We start from the raw sequence: 15,498 nt of genomic DNA, 5'->3' as shown, positions 1-15,498 counted from the left end.
AAACGCCAGGAGCGAACAGGGGTCAGTGCTGCTCGCTGCCGTGCAGGGGGAAGCCCGCGATACCGCGCCAGGCGAGCGAGGTCAGGAGCTGCACCGCGTTGTCGCGCGGGATCCCGGAACCGCTGGACAGCCAGTAGCGGGCGACCACCTGGGAGACCCCGCCGAGGCCGACGGCCAGCAGCATGGACTCCTCCTTGGACAGCCCGGTGTCCCCGGCGATCACGTCCGAGATCGCCTCGGCGCACTGGAGCGACACCCGGTCGACACGCTCGCGCACCGCGGGCTCGTTCGTCAGGTCCGATTCGAAGACCAGGCGGAACGCGCCGCCCTCGTCCTCGACGTAGGCGAAGTACGCGTCCATCGTCGCGGCGACGCGCAGCTTGTTGTCCGTGGTCGAGGCGAGCGCCCCGCGGACGGCCTGGAGCAGCGCCTCGCAGTGCTGGTCGAGCAGGGCCAGGTAGAGGTCCAGCTTCCCCGGGAAGTGCTGGTAGAGGACGGGCTTGCTGACGCCCGCGCGCTCGGCGATGTCGTCCATCGCGGCGGAGTGGTACCCCTGCGCGACGAAGACCTCCTGGGCCGCGCCCAGGAGCTGGTTCCTGCGGGCTCGGCGTGGCAGGCGCGTGCCCCGCGGGCGCGCCGCCTCTGTCTGCTCGATGGCTGTCACGCCGCCTCCCAAGTGTTGAACAAGCACAGTCGTGCCGTACGCGCTGTGCGCCGCGCCCGCCATCGTACTTTTCGGTAACGACGGTGTGCGTGGTGCGGACGCAGAATTTCACGGACCGGACGGTCGCGGAAGTTGCCTGCTCGGGCGCGATACAGGGACATACCGGCGGTAAGTGCGGCAGGTTACCGGTAGTCGTCCTCGTCGAGCGTGACCACGCGGGCCTGCTCGGCGGCGTCCGCCTCGTTCGCGGCGTCGGGGTCGGCGCGGTTCACCGGGTCGTCGCGGTCCTGCCGGATGTCGGTGTGCTGTTCCGCGGCGTCGGCCTCGGGGACCTCGGAGTCCTGCTGGGCGGTGTTCCGGTCGTCTTCGTCGAAGGTGTCCGGCTCTGAGGGATCGACTGTCATACCGCACCGCTTTCCCTGGAATGCGCCCTTTGATACGAGCCTAGGAGTTCCGGAAGGCGGACGCCATGCCGCGCGAGCGTCACCTGTGACGGCGGACACACGGGTGGGGGCGTGATCGTCTCGTAACATTGCCCGCATGTCTTCGACCGAGCTGCCGGGAGCCCCGGCGATCGGCGCGGCCGCGTCTCCCAAGGTCGCGGCGGTGCGCGTCGCCGAGGGGGAGGAGCTGCGCTCCGTCGCCCTGCCGGGTCTCACGCTGACCGTCCGCTCCCGCCCTCCCGCCCGTCCCGGACTGCCGCCCGCGCTCTACGTGCACGGGCTCGGCGGATCGTCGCAGAACTGGTCGGCCCTGATGCCGCTGCTCGCGGACGTCGTGGACGGCGAGGCGATCGACCTGCCCGGCTTCGGCGACTCCCCGCCGCCGGACGACGGCGACTACTCGGTCCGAGGGCACACCCGGGCCGTCGTCCGCCACCTCGACGCCGCCGGCCGCGGGCCGGTGCACCTGGTCGCGAACTCGCTCGGCGGCGCCGTGTGCACGCGGGTGGCCGCCGTCCGGCCCGACCTCGTCCGCACGCTCACCCTGGTCTCGCCCGCGCTGCCGGAGCTGCGGGTGCAGCGGTCCGCCGTGCCGACGGCACTGCTCGGCCTGCCCGGCGTCGCCCCCCTCTTCAACCGGCTCACCAAGGACTGGAGTGCCGAACAGCGCACGCGCGGGGTACTCGCCCTCTGTTACGGGGACCCCGCACGGGTGACGGATGAAGGGCTGCGCAACGCCGTCGAGGAGATGGAGCGGCGGATACGGCTCCCCTACTTCTGGGACGCGATGACCAGGTCGGCCCGGGGAATCGTGGACGCCTACACTCTCGGCGGGCAGCACGCGCTGTGGCGTCAGGCGGAGCGGGTGATGGCGCCGACTCTGCTCGTCTACGGGCGCAGGGACCGGCTCGTCTCGTACCGTATGGCTCGCAAGGCGACGGCGGCGTTCCGGGATTCCCGGCTGCTGACGCTCCCGGACGCCGGGCACGTTGCGATGATGGAGTACCCGGAGACGGTCGCCCAGGCGTTCCGGGAGCTGCTCGACGACTGCGGTGGGAGCTGATCCGGGGCGTGGGACGACACAGCCGCAAGGGCCCTTTGCCCAAGGGCGCCGGGACCGAGGACGCGTCCGGCGCCCTGCCCGGTGCCTGGGAGACGGCGGGGCCCGGCGGCGGCAGGCGCCGCAGGCCGGCCGAACAGCACGCGGCGGCCGGGCCCGGCCCCGGCGCGCCGGCGCGGGGCGGACACCCCGAGCACCACGAGCCCGGCGGCGGCTGGGGCGACTGGGAGACCGGCGGGGGACCGCGGGTGCGCACCGCCCCGGCACCGGCCCCCGCGGCGCCGCGGATACCGGGCCCGCGGCGCGAGTTCGTGGAGGCCTTCGACGGACCCGCGACGCACGGCGAACCGCGCGAAACCGCCCCGGGCGGGGCCGGCACCCGGGACGGCCGGGGCGTGGACGGCGGTGACGGCGGCGACGCCGGTACGCCGGAGGCCGCCAAGGGCGGCAGGGGCCGGGCCTTCACCGGTGTCGCCGCCGCGGCCGTGACCACCGTGCTCGCGGTGATCGTCGCGGGGCAGGTCACCGACGACCGGACGGACGGCGTGGGCTCGCAGTCGGCGGGCCAGGAGCGCGGCGCGGCCCAGGAGCGGCCCGACCGCTCCGAGGGCAGGGCCACCCCCCAGCAGGAGGCGGACGCGGCGCCGGTCACCCCGGCACCCACCTACGAGCAGCTCATGGCGGCGCAGTTCCCGATCGACCCCGAGCTCAAGGGGCCGGGGAAGTTCGAGGCCGTGCCGGGCCTCGACAAGGCGCCCGGCAAGGGCCGCAAGGTCCGCTACCGGATCGACGTCGAGAAAGGGCTCGGCCTGGACACCGGGCTCTTCGCGCGGGCCGTCCAGGAGACGCTCAACGACGACCGTAGCTGGGCGCACAACGGCGCGATGACGTTCGAACGCATCTCCTCGGGTGAACCGGAGTTCGTCCTCACCCTGGCGAGCCCCGGCACGACCGGCGTCTGGTGCGCCAAGTCGGGGCTGGACACCACCGTCGACAACGTGTCCTGCGACTCCGCGTCGACCGAGCGCGTCATGATCAACGCCTACCGGTGGGCGCGCGGGGCGGAGACCTACGGGCCGAAGGCGATGCACGCCTACCGGCAGATGCTCATCAACCACGAGGTCGGACACCGGCTCGGCCACAACCACGTCAACTGCACGACGCCGGGGGCGCTCGCGCCGGTGATGCAGCAGCAGACGAAGTCGCTCGACGTCGGCGGTGTCTCCTGCCGCCCCAACCCCTGGGTGCACCCCGGGAACTGACGCCCGGTCGGCGCCCCGCGGCCCGGCCCGTCGCGATGACGGGCTGTGACCGCTGCACACCGTAGCGCGACGAAACGTCGCCCGGGTGCGAAAGTTACGTGCATTCACCCCTTCCGGTGGCGCGATGGACAACCGTCCGTCGCGCCACCGTCACGTCCGCATAACGTCGTGCCGCTGTCAGCCGCCGGGCAACGGCGGCCGTCCACAACGGAGATCGGGGGTGCGCTCGTGCGGATCGGCATGCTCACCGAGGGTGGTTGTCCCTATGCGCCGGGTGAGTCCGGGCTCTGGTGCGACCGGCTGGTGCGCGGGCTCGCGCAGCACGAGTTCGACGTCTACGCCATGAGCGGCAGCGCCGGCCAGGAGGAGCGGGGCACGCCGGCGCTCCCCCCGCATGTGCGCCTGGCGCGCACCGCGGCCCTGTGGGCGCCCGCCGACGACGGCGTGAGCCTCGGGCGCCGTGAACGCCGGCGCTTCGCGGAGCACTTCGCGACCCTGGCGCGCGGTGTGTGCACGGGCGGCGACGGCTTCGCCGAAGGGCTCGACGGCCTCGCCGTCCTCGCCCGGGACCACGGGGGACTCCCCGCCGCACTGCGCTCCGAAGTCGCCCTGCGCGCCCTGGAGTCCGCCTGCCGGGCGCCCGGCGCACACCGGGCGCTCCAGGCGGTCGCGGTGCCCGATCTGCTGGAGGCCGCCGACCGGCTCGAACGCGCCCTGCGCCCCCTGTCGCTCGACTGGTACGAGGACGACGGCCTCGCCTCCGCCGACCTCTGCCATGCCGCGTCCGGTGGACCGGCCGCCCTGGCCGGGCTGTTGGCCAAACGCTTCTGCGGGGTCCCGCTGCTGGTCACCGAGTACGGCGTGCATCTGCGCGCCCGCTATCTGGAAGGGCGCGAGGACCGGCTGAGCGCCCCGGTGCGCGCCCTGCTCGGTTCCTTCCACGGCCTGCTGGCCCGCGAGATCTACGCCCGAGCGGACGTGCTCACCCCCGGCAACACCCACGCCCGCCGCTGGCAGGAGCAGTGCGGCGCGGACCGCGCCAAGCTGCGCACGGTCTACCCGGGCATGACGGCCGACGCCTTCACGGCGGTCGGCGAGAGCGGCGACGGCGAGGACGCGGGCGCCGCGGGCGACGGCCACACCCTGGTCTGGGTGGGGCGCGTGGAGCCGGCGAAGGACCTCGTCGGGCTGCTGCACGCCTTCGCCGAGATCCGCAGGGAGGAGCCCGGCGCGCGGCTGCGGCTCTTCACCGCCCCGGCGCGCGACGAGGAGAGCGCCGGCCAGCTCGCGCACTGCCGGGCGCTCGCCGCGCAGCTCTTCCCCGACGAGGCCGCGGACGCGCACGCGGTGGGCGACAGCCCCGTCTCCTTCGACGAGATCGGCGGTCCGGAGGCGCCGTCACCCGCCGACGCCTACGCGGCCGGCGGTGTGGTGGTCCTCTCCAGCGTCGTCGAGGGCTTCCCGCTGAGCCTGGTCGAGGCGATGTTCTGCGGGCGGGCGACGGTCTCCACGGACGTCGGCGCGGTCGTCGAGGTCATCGGCGGGACGGGGCTCGTGGTGCCCCCGCGCAATCCGCGGGCGCTCGCGGACGCGTGCCTCGCGCTGCTGCGCGACCCCGAGCGCCGGGCGCGCCTGGGCGCCGCGGCACGGGCCCGGGCGCTGGAGCTCTTCACCGTCGAACAGAACGTGGCCGCTTTCCACGGCATCTACCTGGAGCTGATCTCCCACTCCCCGGTGCGCCGCGCGACGGAGGCCGTCGACGCGGACGGCGGCCCGGTGCCCTTCGCGCACCCGGCCGAGTTCCAGGTGGCCGGACGCCTCACCGGCGCGGCGCACATCCCGAGCTGGGCGGCCGACGCGGCGTCCGGCCCGCCCGCCGGGGCCGACACCCCCGGGACGCCGAAGGAGGCACGCCGATGAACGCGGCACGCGCCACGGAGAACGCCTCCGTGGACGAGGACCCGACCCCCCGCCCCGACGGCCGCGCGCCGGTGACGGACGAGGACGTCGACGCCGAACACATCCGCGCCGTCTGGGAGATGGCGGCCCTGACCGCCCTCGACGGCATCCGCGACGCCCCGGGCTCGGAGGCATCGCCGGCCTCGGGGCGCGCCGCCCCGGAGGCCCCGGGCCGGGAGGCGCCGCCGGTCTCCGGGGCGTGGGCCCCCGGCCCGGTCGCCGGCGCGCCGGGCACCGCGGGGCGGCCTGATGCGCCGGGGCCTGACGTGCCGGGGCTTGACGCCCTGGTGCCCCACGCCGCGGACTCCGACGACTCGGAGCCTGACGCGCTGTGGACTGTCGCCACGGGTTCCGACGACTCGGGTTCCGACGCGCCGGCGCCCCACGCCGCGGACTCCGACGCCTCGGGGCCTCACGTGCCGGGGCCTGACGCCGTGGCGGGCGTCGCCGTGGGCGGGGCTCCGGCCGGCAGGGAGGCCGAGGCCCTCGCGGGGGCGGATGTGTGGGGCGAGCCGGACACCGGGACCCGGCCCGGCGAGGGGCCGCCTTCCCCGGGGAGCGCGGACGTGCCGGAGCGGGGCGCCCCCGGCGGGCGCGGGGCCGCGCCGGGGGCAGGTGGCTCCGCCGAGGGGTCCCGGTCCGGTGAGGGACGCGCGGTGTCGTCGTCCGGGGCCCCGGACGGTGAGGCGGAGGCGAGCCTCGCGGGAGGCGACCGGGGCGGGCGTCTGACGGACCGTTTCCGCAGCCGGGACGCGGACGCGGCGCCCGTGCGCAAGGCGGCCCGGCGCGGCGGCGGGGACCCGGTCAAGGGCCTGCTCCATCAGCACCGTGACCTGTGCGAACAGGCCGTGGACGCCTTCGAGATCGCGGCCGGCCTCGAAGCGCACGGGCTGACCGACCGGACGGCGGCGCGCTACCGGCACCGGGACGTCTTCTCGCTCGCCGAGGAGATGTCCGCCCGCGCCGGGCGGACCGCGGTCACCGCCTCTCCGGCGCCGGCCCCCGGCCCGCGCCCCGGTCTGCCGGGCGTGCCTCCGCGGGTGGCCGCACCCGGCGTGGTGTGCGCCCTCGCCCTGGCCGCCGTCGCCGTCACCGACGGTGGCCAGCGCCTCGCCGCCGGCGCGGCCGGCGCCCTCGCCACCGCACTCGCGCTGCTCCACGCCCTGCGCAGTGGACCGCTGCGGGCCCGGGGCCGCCGGGCGCCGGGCGCCGCCCGGCTGTGGACGCTCTGGCTGCTCGGCTACGCGGTCTGCGGCCCCGGCCTGATCGGCGAGATCGCGGGCGGCGGCCCCGAGGGCGCGGTGCCGCTGTCCGCCGCGCCCCTGCTCGTGACGGCCGTCGCCGTCGTCCCCGCGGCCTGGTGCGCGCGCCTGTTCGCCGTCCGGGCGGCCCGCCGGATCCGTACCAGCCGGGGCCTGCACGAGTTCGCCGCCGGCGTCCGTCCCCTGCTGCTCGCCGTGGTCGCCCTGTTCACCGCCGTGCTGGCTACCCTCGCGCTGCTGGCCGGTCCGTTGCTGCCGGGAGCGGACGGGGCCGCCGCTCCCGTCGTCGCCCTGGGGGCACTGTTCTTCCTCGCCCGGCTGCTGATCGTGCACGGCTTCCCCGGGCCCGCGTCCGCCGCGCTCGCCGCCGCCTGCGCCGTCGAGGCCGCGGTGCCCGCGCTGCTGCTGGCCGGGCGGCTGCCCGGCCTTGATCTCCTCGCCCGCCCCGCCGAACTGCTGGTCCGGCTGGGGGGCACCGCGGCCGCCCCCGTCCTCGCCTGCGCGGGCGCCGCCCTGGCGCTGCTCGCCACCGCGTGCACCGTGCTCGTCCGGGCCTCGGCCCACACCCCCTGACCGGGGCGGCGCCACTGCGCGGAGCCGACACCGCGAAGTGGAGCCGCCCCCGGCACCGACACGACACCTCCAAGGAGACAACGCATGACCCCGCAACACCCCGTGACACCCCGTCGGCCCCAGGGGGGCGCGCGATGAGGGTGCTCCTGCTCGGTGCCAACGGATTCATCGGCCGCTTCGTGACCGAACGGCTCCTCGCCGACCCGGCCGTCCACCTGACCGCGCTCGGGCGGGGCGACGACGCCGACGTGCGGTTCGACCTCTCCGGCGGCAGCCCCGGCGCGCTGACCCGGTTCCTCGGTGCCGTCCACCCCGGTGTCGTCGTCAACTGCGCGGGCGCCACCCGCGGCAACGCCCGCGACCTGACCCGTCACAACACCGTCGCCGTCGCCACCGTCTGCGAGGCGCTCCGGCGCTCCGGCTGCGGGGCGCGGCTGGTGCAGATCGGCTGCGCCTCCGAGTACGGGCCCTCCCAGCAGGGCTCGTCCACCGCCGAGGACGCGGTGCCGCGCCCCGGCGGCCCCTACGGCGTCAGCAAGCTCGCCGCCACCGAGCTGGTGCTCGGTTCGGGCCTCGACGCCGTCGTGCTGCGGGTGTTCTCGCCCGTGGGCCCCGGCACCCCCGCCGGTTCGCCGCTCGGGCGGCTCGCCGAGGCGATGCGCCGGGCCATGCAGTCGGGTGACGGCGAGCTGAAGCTCAGCGGCCTCGGTGTGCAGCGGGACTTCGTCGACGTCCGCGACGTCGCGCGCGCCGTGCACGCCGCGTCGCTCTCCGCCGCCCAGGGCGTCGTCAACATCGGCACCGGCCGTGCGGTGAAGCTCCGCGACGCCGCGGCCGTCCTCGCCCGTGTCGCCGGCTACGCGGGCGCCCTCCACGAGCTGGACGTCCCCGGCGGCCGGCATCTGATCGGCGCCCCGCGCGGCGAGTCGGTGTCCGAGCACCTGGCCGCCACGCCCTCCCCGTACCCGGACGGCTGCGGCGCCTGGCAGCAGGCCGATGTGCGCACCGCCCGCGACCGGCTCGGCTGGCGGCCCCGCATCAACCTGGAGGAGTCGCTCGCCGACATCTGGATGGAGGCGGCATGCCGCATCTGACGAGCACCGGCGCCAGGCAGTCGGCGACCGGGGCGGAGCGGCTCGGCTTCGGTGTGCCCGGCTACGCGCATCCGCTGCTCGCGCCCCTGGAGTGGGCCGGGCTGACCGTGCCGGGGACCCCGCTGCACTGGGTGGTGCTCAATGTGTCGAACGGCCCGGGCGCCCGGCCGGACCCGCACTGCCTGGAGGCCGCCGGGCGTCTCGCGAACGCCGGTGTGCGGGTGCTGGGCCATCTCGATCTGGCCCACGGTGCGCGGCCGTTCGGCGAGGTGGTCGCCGACGCCCAGCAGTTCGCCGACTGGTACAAGGTCGGGGGCTTCCTGCTGGACCGCTGCCCGGCCGAGCGGGCGCAGCTCGCCCAGGTGCGCCGCACCACGGCGACCCTGGACGCCGTGCTGGACGGCGGCCATCTGGTGCTCGGCCACGGGACGCACCCCTACCCCGGTTACGCGGAGGCGGCCGACCAGCTCGTCACCTTCTCCGGCGCCTGGGCGGACTACCGCTGGTCGCAGGTGGCCGAGTGGACGGCGGAGTATCCGCCCGAGCGGTTCGCGCACTTCGTCCACGGCGTCCCGCGCACGCATCTGGAGGAGGCCACCCGCATCGCCCGCTGGCAGGGCGCGGGGACGATCTTCTTCACCGACCGAGGCGGCCCCAGGGGAGGAAAGGGGCACGGCAGTCCATTCGAGGCGCTGCCCGGCTACTGGGACGAAATCGTCTCGCAGATCGGACCGGGTGTCTCGGAATGAGAAGGGGCGTGGCAGTGTTACGGAAGAACAACCGTACTTACCCAACCGACGGAGCCCCCGTGTCGCTGCCACCCCTGGTCGAGCCGGCTGCCGAGCTCACCGTAGACGAGGTCCGCAGGTACTCCCGCCACCTGATCATCCCCGACGTGGGCATGGACGGGCAAAAGCGGCTGAAGAACGCCAAGGTGCTGGCCGTGGGAGCGGGCGGCCTCGGCTCGCCGGCGCTGATGTACCTGGCCGCGGCGGGAGTCGGCACGCTCGGCATCGTCGAGTTCGACGAGGTCGACGAGTCGAACCTGCAGCGTCAGATCATCCACAGCCAGGCGGACATCGGCCGTTCCAAGGCGGAGTCCGCGCGCGACTCGGTCAAGGGCATCAACCCCTACGTCGACGTGATCCTTCACGAAGAGCGGCTCGAGGCCGAGAACGTGATGGAGATCTTCAGCCAGTACGACCTGATCGTCGACGGCACCGACAACTTCGCGACCCGCTACCTGGTCAACGACGCGTGTGTGCTGCTGAACAAGCCGTACGTCTGGGGCTCGATCTACCGCTTCGACGGACAGGCCTCGGTCTTCTGGTCCGAGCACGGGCCCTGCTACCGCTGCCTCTACCCGGAGCCCCCGCCGCCGGGCATGGTCCCCTCCTGCGCCGAGGGCGGCGTGCTGGGCGTGCTCTGCGCGTCCATCGGCTCCATCCAGGTCAACGAGGCGATCAAGCTGCTCGCCGGCATCGGTGAGCCGCTCGTCGGCCGCCTGATGATCTACGACGCCCTGGAGATGCAGTACCGCCAGGTCAAGGTCCGCAAGGACCCGAACTGCGCGGTCTGCGGCGAGAACCCGACCGTCACCGAGCTCATCGACTACGAGGCCTTCTGCGGCGTCGTGTCCGAGGAGGCGCAGGAGGCGGCCGCCGGTTCGACGATCACTCCCAAGCAGCTCAAGGAGTGGATCGACGACGGCGAGAACATCGACATCATCGACGTCCGCGAGGTCAACGAGTACGAGATCGTCTCGATCCCGGGTGCCCGGCTGATCCCGAAGAACGAGTTCCTGATGGGCGGCGCCCTCCAGGACCTGCCGCAGGACAAGAAGATCGTCCTGCATTGCAAGACGGGTGTCCGCAGCGCGGAAGTCCTCGCGGTGCTGAAGTCCGCCGGCTTCGCCGACGCGGTGCACGTCGGCGGCGGCGTCATCGGCTGGGTCCACCAGATCGAGCCGGAGAAGCCCGTCTACTGACGGCAGGCGCCCCACGGTGTCCGTGGCCCCGGACCGCTTCGGCGGTCCGGGGCCCACGCATGCCGGGCCTCCTGCCGCCGGGCCGGCCCCTCCGCGCGGCGGACGGTTCCGCCCCTGCCGGCGGACGGTCCGGCCCTAGCGGCAGACCGTGCCGTCCTTCGGCACCCGGCCGTCCAGCAGGTAGCCGTTCACCGCGCGGTCCACGCAGGCGCTGTTGCCGTACGCGCCGTGGCCCTCGCCGCGGTACGTCATCCGCACGCCGACGCCCTCGCCGAGGGCCTCGGCCATCCGCTGGGCGCCCTCGTACGGGGTGGCCGGGTCGCCCGTGTTGCCGATCACGAGGATCGGGGGCGCGCCCGGGGCCGACACGTCGGGGTGGGTCCAGGTGCCGGGGACCGGCCACTCGGTGCAGCCCATCAGGCCCCAGCCGAGGAAGGCCCCGAAGACGGGGGACGCCTTCTCGAAGCGCGGCAGCGCGTCCCGGGTCTGCTCCAGGGTGTACCGCTCCTTGGAGTCGACACAGCCGATGGCCGAGCCCGCCGCCTGGCTGTTGGAGTAGGTCCCGTTCTCGTTGCGGCCGGTCAGGGCGTCGGAGAAGGCCATCAGCAGGGCGCCGTCGCCGCCCTCCGCCTCGTCGAGGGCCTGCTCCAGCAGCTCCCAGTACTCACGGGAGTACAGGGTCTGGGCGATGCCGTTCAGGCCCTGGCTCTGCGTCAGCTCCCGGCCGCCGAGGCCGGGGATCGGCTTGCCGTCCAGGCCGTCGAGGAAGCGGATGATCCAGTCCTGGATCTCGCCCGCGGTGGAGCCGGGCAGCCGGCAGTCGTCGCCGCGGGATACGCAGTCCTCCAGGAAGTTGGTGAGCGCGAGCTGGAAGCCCTCGGCCTGGCCGAGCGAGCCCTGCTCGGAGGTCTCGGTCGGGTCCACCACGGCGTCGAAGACCGCCCGCCCCACGTTCCGCGGGAACAGATGGGCGTAGACGCCGCCGAGTTCGGTGCCGTACGAGATGCCGAAGTAGTGGAGCTTGTCGTCGCCGAGCACCTGGCGCATCAGGTCCATGTCGCGGGCGGCCTCGGTCGTGCCGACGTGCGGCAGCGCCTCGCCGGAGTTGCTCTCGCAGGCGTCGGCGAAGGAGGTGAGGCTCTCGGTGAAGGTCTCGACCTCCGCCGGGGTGTCCGGGGTGGAGTCCTCGGCGACCCACTCCTCCATCTGCTGGTCGTCCAGGCACTCCACGGGCTCGCTGCGGCCCACCCCGCGCGGGTCGAAGCTCACCAGGTCGTAGCGGGTGCGCAGGGTGCCGTAGTCGACGGCCGCCGCGGGCAGGGTGGCGACGCCGGAGCCGCCGGGGCCGCCGAAGTTGAAGACGAGGGAGCCGATGCGCCGGTCCGGGTCCGAGGCCCGGGCGCGTATGAGCGCGAGTTCGATCGTGTCGCCGCCTGGGTCGTCGTAGTCGAGCGGTGCCTCCATGAAGGAGCACTCCCACGTGGCGCCGCCGGGCAGCGGGGACGGCTTCGTGCCGCCGCCCTCCGCCTGCGACGGCGCCGGGCACGGCTGCCAGTCCAGCTTCTGGGCGGCGAAGTCCGTCGCGTCGCCCGCGCCGTCCCCGTCCCCGCCGCCGGAGCAGCCGGCGGCGGTCAGCAGGACGAGGGCCGTGGCCGATGCGAGGGCGGCGCGGCGGGCGGTGCGGCGTGCTGCGGCGGAAGTCGTCGGCATGCGGCCATCGTGCGCCGCCCCCGGATGCGCCGCACGGGCGACGGGCCCATGCGGGTGGCGTACCGCCCCGTGCTCCCTACGGGTGCCGCTGCTGGGCCGTACGGGTGGACTTCACCGCCGGGACCTGGACGCGGGCCTCACAGCGACCCCTTGCGGGTGAGGTGGTTGAACGCGAACCACCCGGGCAGCACCGGCAGCCAGAGCGTCATCATCCGGTAGAGCAGGACCGCCGGGGCGGCGACCTCCTTCGGCACGCCGACCAGCACCAGACCGCCCAGCAGCGCGCCCTCCACCGCGCCCACGCCGCCGGGCGTCGGCGCGGCCGAGCCGAGGGCGTTGCCGGCCAGGAAGACCACCGCGATGCTGGCGTAGCTGATCGGCTGGTTGCCGCCGTCGACCGCGCGGATCGAGGCGTCCAGGCACATCACGAACACACCGGTCAGCAGCAGCATGCCGCCGATGCCGGTGAGCAGCTTCATCGGGCGCTGGAGCACGTCCAGCATGCGCGGCACCACACCGGCGAAGAGCGAGCGCAGCCGGGTCACGACGAACTTCCGCAGGAACGGGATCGCCGTCACCACCAGCACCAGCACGGCGACCGTCAGCAGACCGGCGATCACCGTCCTCGACGGGGTGAAGGAGGCCGTCCGCTCGGTCCCGGTCAGATAGCCGAAGAGCAGCAGCAGCAGGATGTGGCAGCCCAGGCCGAACAGCTGCGAGGCACCGACGCTCGCCACCGCCAGACCGGGCCGCACCCCCGACCGCTGGAGGAAGCGGGTGTTCAGCGCCACACCGCCGACGGCGGCGGGGGCCACGATCTTGACGAACGACCCGGCCACCTGCGCCCACACGGTGGGCCGGAACCCGACGCGCTCGGGCACGAAGCCCAGCAGGCTCATGGCCGCCGCGAGATAGCTGAGCGCCGAGAACGCCAGCGCCGCGGCGACCCAGCCCCAGTGCGCCCGCTCGAAGACCGTGCCGAAGTCGATGCCCGCGATCTGCGACAGCAGGAAGTACGCGGCGACGGCCCCGGCGATGAAGCTGACGAGCGTCCGCGGCCTGATCCGCTCCAGACGGACCGGCTCCACCGGCGCCTGGGGCCTGATCAGCAGCACCTGGGCGCGGATCTGCGAGAGCAGGTCCTCCTCGCGGGCCTCCTCCAGCGCCTCGTCGACGGCCCGCTTGTCGGCCTGCCGCTCCGCCTTCTCGACCTTCCGGGCGGCCTTGCGGTCGTCCCTTCGTTCGTCGGCGGCGGGTTCCTCCGCGTCGGTGCGGGCCCGCCGTGCCGCGGCCGACGCCTCCAGCACCGCCTCCCGCTCGCGCGCCGCCCGCTCACGGGCCTGCTGGCGCAGGGTCGCCCGGGTGGAGCGGCTCAGCGCGATCGGCTGGAGCAGCGGCAGGCAGTCGGCCACCGCGTCCGGCCCCAGCACCTCGACCGCCGCGGCGACCGCGCGCTCCGCGCCGACCCGCAGGCCCAGGGTCGCCAGGAGCTGCGCGATGTCCATCCGCAGCACCAGGTCACCGGCCGCGATCTCGCCGCCCCGCAGATCCGTGACGATCACCCGGCCCGTGCCGTCGACCATGATCGCGTCGCCCGCCAGTCTGCGGTGGGCGATCCGGCGCGACTGGAGCGCCTTCACCTGCCGCCAGGCGCCGAGCACCACCTCGTCGGTGATCTCCTCGTCGGCGAGGGAGTCCAGCAGCCGGCCGCCCTGGTGCTCGTAGACCAGCATCACGGCGTCGGGGCCGAGCTCGGAGGTGGCGATCAGTTTGGGCGCGTTGGCGCCGGCGGCGATCGCCGCGTACGCCAGCAGCGCCTCCTGCTCCAGCGCCTGGCGCAGCGACTGGATGGAGCGGCGGGTGGTGATCGAGCGCAGCGTCAGCCGGCGCCACACCCGGTAGAAGAAGCCGTGCGCCTGCTGTTCCCGGTCGACGACGGTGACGTCCAGCGGAGGGCCGTCCTCCAGGGACACGATGTAGCGGCGGCCGCGGTCCTGGTCGGTGTTCTCCGGGGTGTCCTCGGCGCGCATCGCGCTCACCGGGTGGAAACCGACGTGCCGCAGACCGGCCAGCAGGGTCTGGCCGGTGGGGCGGACGTTCGGCGAACCGACGGCGTAGAGGGTGCCGTACGCCACCGTCCAGCCGAGGAGCACGGTGAGGATGATCGAGAACGGTGTGGTGTAGCCCGCGACCAGCATCGCGAAGGCGTCGAGCAGCAGCACCACCCACAGGATCACCCGCCAGCGGGGCCTGCGGGCCATCCCGACCGCGGTCATGTAGGCGATCACGGGGGCGAGGTAGCCGTGCACCGGGTCGGTCAGCCCGTCCGCGCGGGCCTGGGTCAGCGCGTCCTGGAGGCTGCCGGGGGCGGCCCGTGAGACCCACAGGTCGGTGGCGAGGGTCACCCCGTGCGCCAGCACCGCGGCGAGCACGCCGTCGGCGATCCGCAGCCCGTCGCGTTTGACCAGCCGCTCGATGGCGAAGGCCACGGGCACCAGCAGCACCGCGATGCTCGACACCAGGCCCGCGATCTTGACCAGCAGATCGGGCGCCTGGTCGGTGCCCTTGCTGATGTCGGACTCGAGGCCGGTCGTGGTGCCCTGGGCGAAGGCGGCGACGGCCAGCACGAGCGCGATGACCAGGATGCCGACGAGCAGTCGCATCAGGTCCGAGGGGCGGTGGACCCGCGCGGCGAGCAGCGGCTCGTCGCCGGAGACCCGGTCGGCGCCGGCCTGCGCGCTCACCGCGGTGGCGCCGGCGGGGACCTCGGCGGCGCCGTCGTGCCCCGGCTCAGCGCCGGGAACGGGCGCGCCGGGGCGCGCCCCGGACTCGGGGCCGTCCGTCGCGTGAGGAGCCTGCACGCCCTGCTCCTTCGCCGTCTCGGTCTCTTCTTGATCTCGTATCACCAGTCACCGCCCGCACGATGGTGGCACGGCCCGGCGACAGAGGCGGGTATCAGGGTGTTTTGCGGACGACAAGTGTGCCCGAGATCTCGTGCTTCGGGGTCTGTGCCCCGATTCTCCCCCGGCCGGGGGCGTTGTCGGTGGTGTGCGGCAGGATGGGACGGATGGACGACCGGATGGGCGAGCCGCCCGAGTACCCCGACTACGCCGAGCGCGTGCTGGAGGTCGCCGAGCTGATCCCCGAGGGCCGGGTGATGACCTACGGAGACGTCGCCGAATGGCTCGGCGAGGGCGGTCCGCGGCAGGTCGGCAGAGCCATGGCGCTCTACGGCGGCGCGGTCCCCTGGTGGCGCGTCGTCCGGGCGGACGGCGTGCTGCTGCCCGGCCACGAGCTGCGCGCCCTGGAGCGGTACCGTGCCGAGGGCACACCGCTGCGCGGGGCGTCCCGCGCAAGCGAGGGCCATGTGCCCCGCCTGGACATGAAGCGGGCACGGTGGGACGGCGCCGCCGCCCCGGGGCCCGGGCCGGATCCGGCCGGCGGCCCCGCCGTCCCGGACGGCGCACGGGCGACATGACGCGGC

Annotated in this window: 12 protein-coding genes; 8 read left to right on the top strand and 4 right to left on the bottom strand. The window is 74.5% G+C overall.

Annotated features, from left to right (window positions below):
• Nucleotides 1-22: 22 nt before the first annotated feature.
• Nucleotides 23-664: a TetR/AcrR family transcriptional regulator gene (locus tag JE024_RS12295; RefSeq protein ID WP_205373621.1), complete on the bottom strand. Its 642-nt coding sequence runs from the start codon at nt 662-664 to the stop codon at nt 23-25.
• A gap of 182 nt (nt 665-846) precedes the next feature.
• Nucleotides 847-1,068, bottom strand: a complete 222-nt coding sequence (locus JE024_RS12290; RefSeq protein ID WP_205373620.1) for an Rv3202a family protein — start codon at nt 1,066-1,068, stop codon at nt 847-849.
• A gap of 136 nt (nt 1,069-1,204) precedes the next feature.
• Here JE024_RS12290 and JE024_RS12285 point away from each other — a divergent pair, with 136 nt between their 5' ends.
• From JE024_RS12285 to moeZ, 7 genes are all read left to right on the top strand, one after another.
• Nucleotides 1,205-2,170 carry an alpha/beta fold hydrolase gene (locus JE024_RS12285; RefSeq protein WP_205373619.1) on the top strand — a complete coding sequence of 322 codons (966 nt, stop codon included), beginning with the start codon at nt 1,205-1,207 and terminating at the stop codon, nt 2,168-2,170.
• Nucleotides 2,171-2,178: 8 nt separating this feature from the next.
• A complete protein-coding gene (locus JE024_RS12280) occupies nt 2,179-3,429 on the top strand; it encodes a DUF3152 domain-containing protein (protein ID WP_205373618.1) in 1,251 nt (416 codons plus the stop codon).
• A gap of 228 nt (nt 3,430-3,657) precedes the next feature.
• Nucleotides 3,658-5,349, top strand: a complete 1,692-nt coding sequence (locus JE024_RS12275) for a DUF3492 domain-containing protein (protein ID WP_205373617.1) — start codon at nt 3,658-3,660, stop codon at nt 5,347-5,349.
• Entirely contained in the window at nt 5,346-7,223 is a 1,878-nt protein-coding gene (locus JE024_RS12270) for a hypothetical protein (RefSeq protein WP_205373616.1), read from the top strand. Before JE024_RS12275 ends, JE024_RS12270 begins: the two co-directional genes overlap by 4 nt.
• 134 nt (nt 7,224-7,357) lie before the next feature.
• A complete protein-coding gene (locus JE024_RS12265; RefSeq protein WP_205373615.1) occupies nt 7,358-8,317 on the top strand; it encodes an NAD-dependent epimerase/dehydratase family protein in 960 nt (319 codons plus the stop codon).
• A complete protein-coding gene (locus JE024_RS12260; protein ID WP_205373614.1) occupies nt 8,305-9,066 on the top strand; it encodes a spherulation-specific family 4 protein in 762 nt (253 codons plus the stop codon). Before JE024_RS12265 ends, JE024_RS12260 begins: the two co-directional genes overlap by 13 nt.
• Nucleotides 9,067-9,125: 59 nt before the next feature.
• Nucleotides 9,126-10,304 (top strand): adenylyltransferase/sulfurtransferase MoeZ, encoded by a 1,179-nt coding sequence (moeZ, locus tag JE024_RS12255; RefSeq protein ID WP_205373613.1) that lies wholly within the window; start codon nt 9,126-9,128, stop codon nt 10,302-10,304.
• A gap of 135 nt (nt 10,305-10,439) precedes the next feature.
• Here moeZ and JE024_RS12250 read toward each other — a convergent pair whose 3' ends face one another.
• Together JE024_RS12250 and JE024_RS12245 are read right to left on the bottom strand one after the other, a co-directional pair.
• Nucleotides 10,440-12,014 (bottom strand): alpha/beta hydrolase, encoded by a 1,575-nt coding sequence (locus JE024_RS12250; protein WP_205373612.1) that lies wholly within the window; start codon nt 12,012-12,014, stop codon nt 10,440-10,442.
• A 137-nt stretch (nt 12,015-12,151) separates the two neighbouring features.
• Nucleotides 12,152-14,875: a lysylphosphatidylglycerol synthase transmembrane domain-containing protein gene (locus JE024_RS12245; protein ID WP_205373611.1), complete on the bottom strand. Its 2,724-nt coding sequence runs from the start codon at nt 14,873-14,875 to the stop codon at nt 12,152-12,154.
• A gap of 197 nt (nt 14,876-15,072) precedes the next feature.
• Between JE024_RS12245 and JE024_RS12240 the strand changes: the two genes are divergently transcribed.
• Entirely contained in the window at nt 15,073-15,492 is a 420-nt protein-coding gene (locus tag JE024_RS12240; protein ID WP_205373610.1) for an MGMT family protein, read from the top strand.
• The last annotated feature ends 6 nt before the right edge of the window (nt 15,493-15,498 follow it).

The sequence above is a fragment of the Streptomyces zhihengii genome (genome assembly GCF_016919245.1).
Lineage (GTDB): Bacteria > Actinomycetota > Actinomycetes > Streptomycetales > Streptomycetaceae > Streptomyces > Streptomyces zhihengii.
The sequence above is the reverse complement of the archived record's forward strand: the minus strand, read 5'-3'. Positions and strand labels throughout refer to the sequence as shown.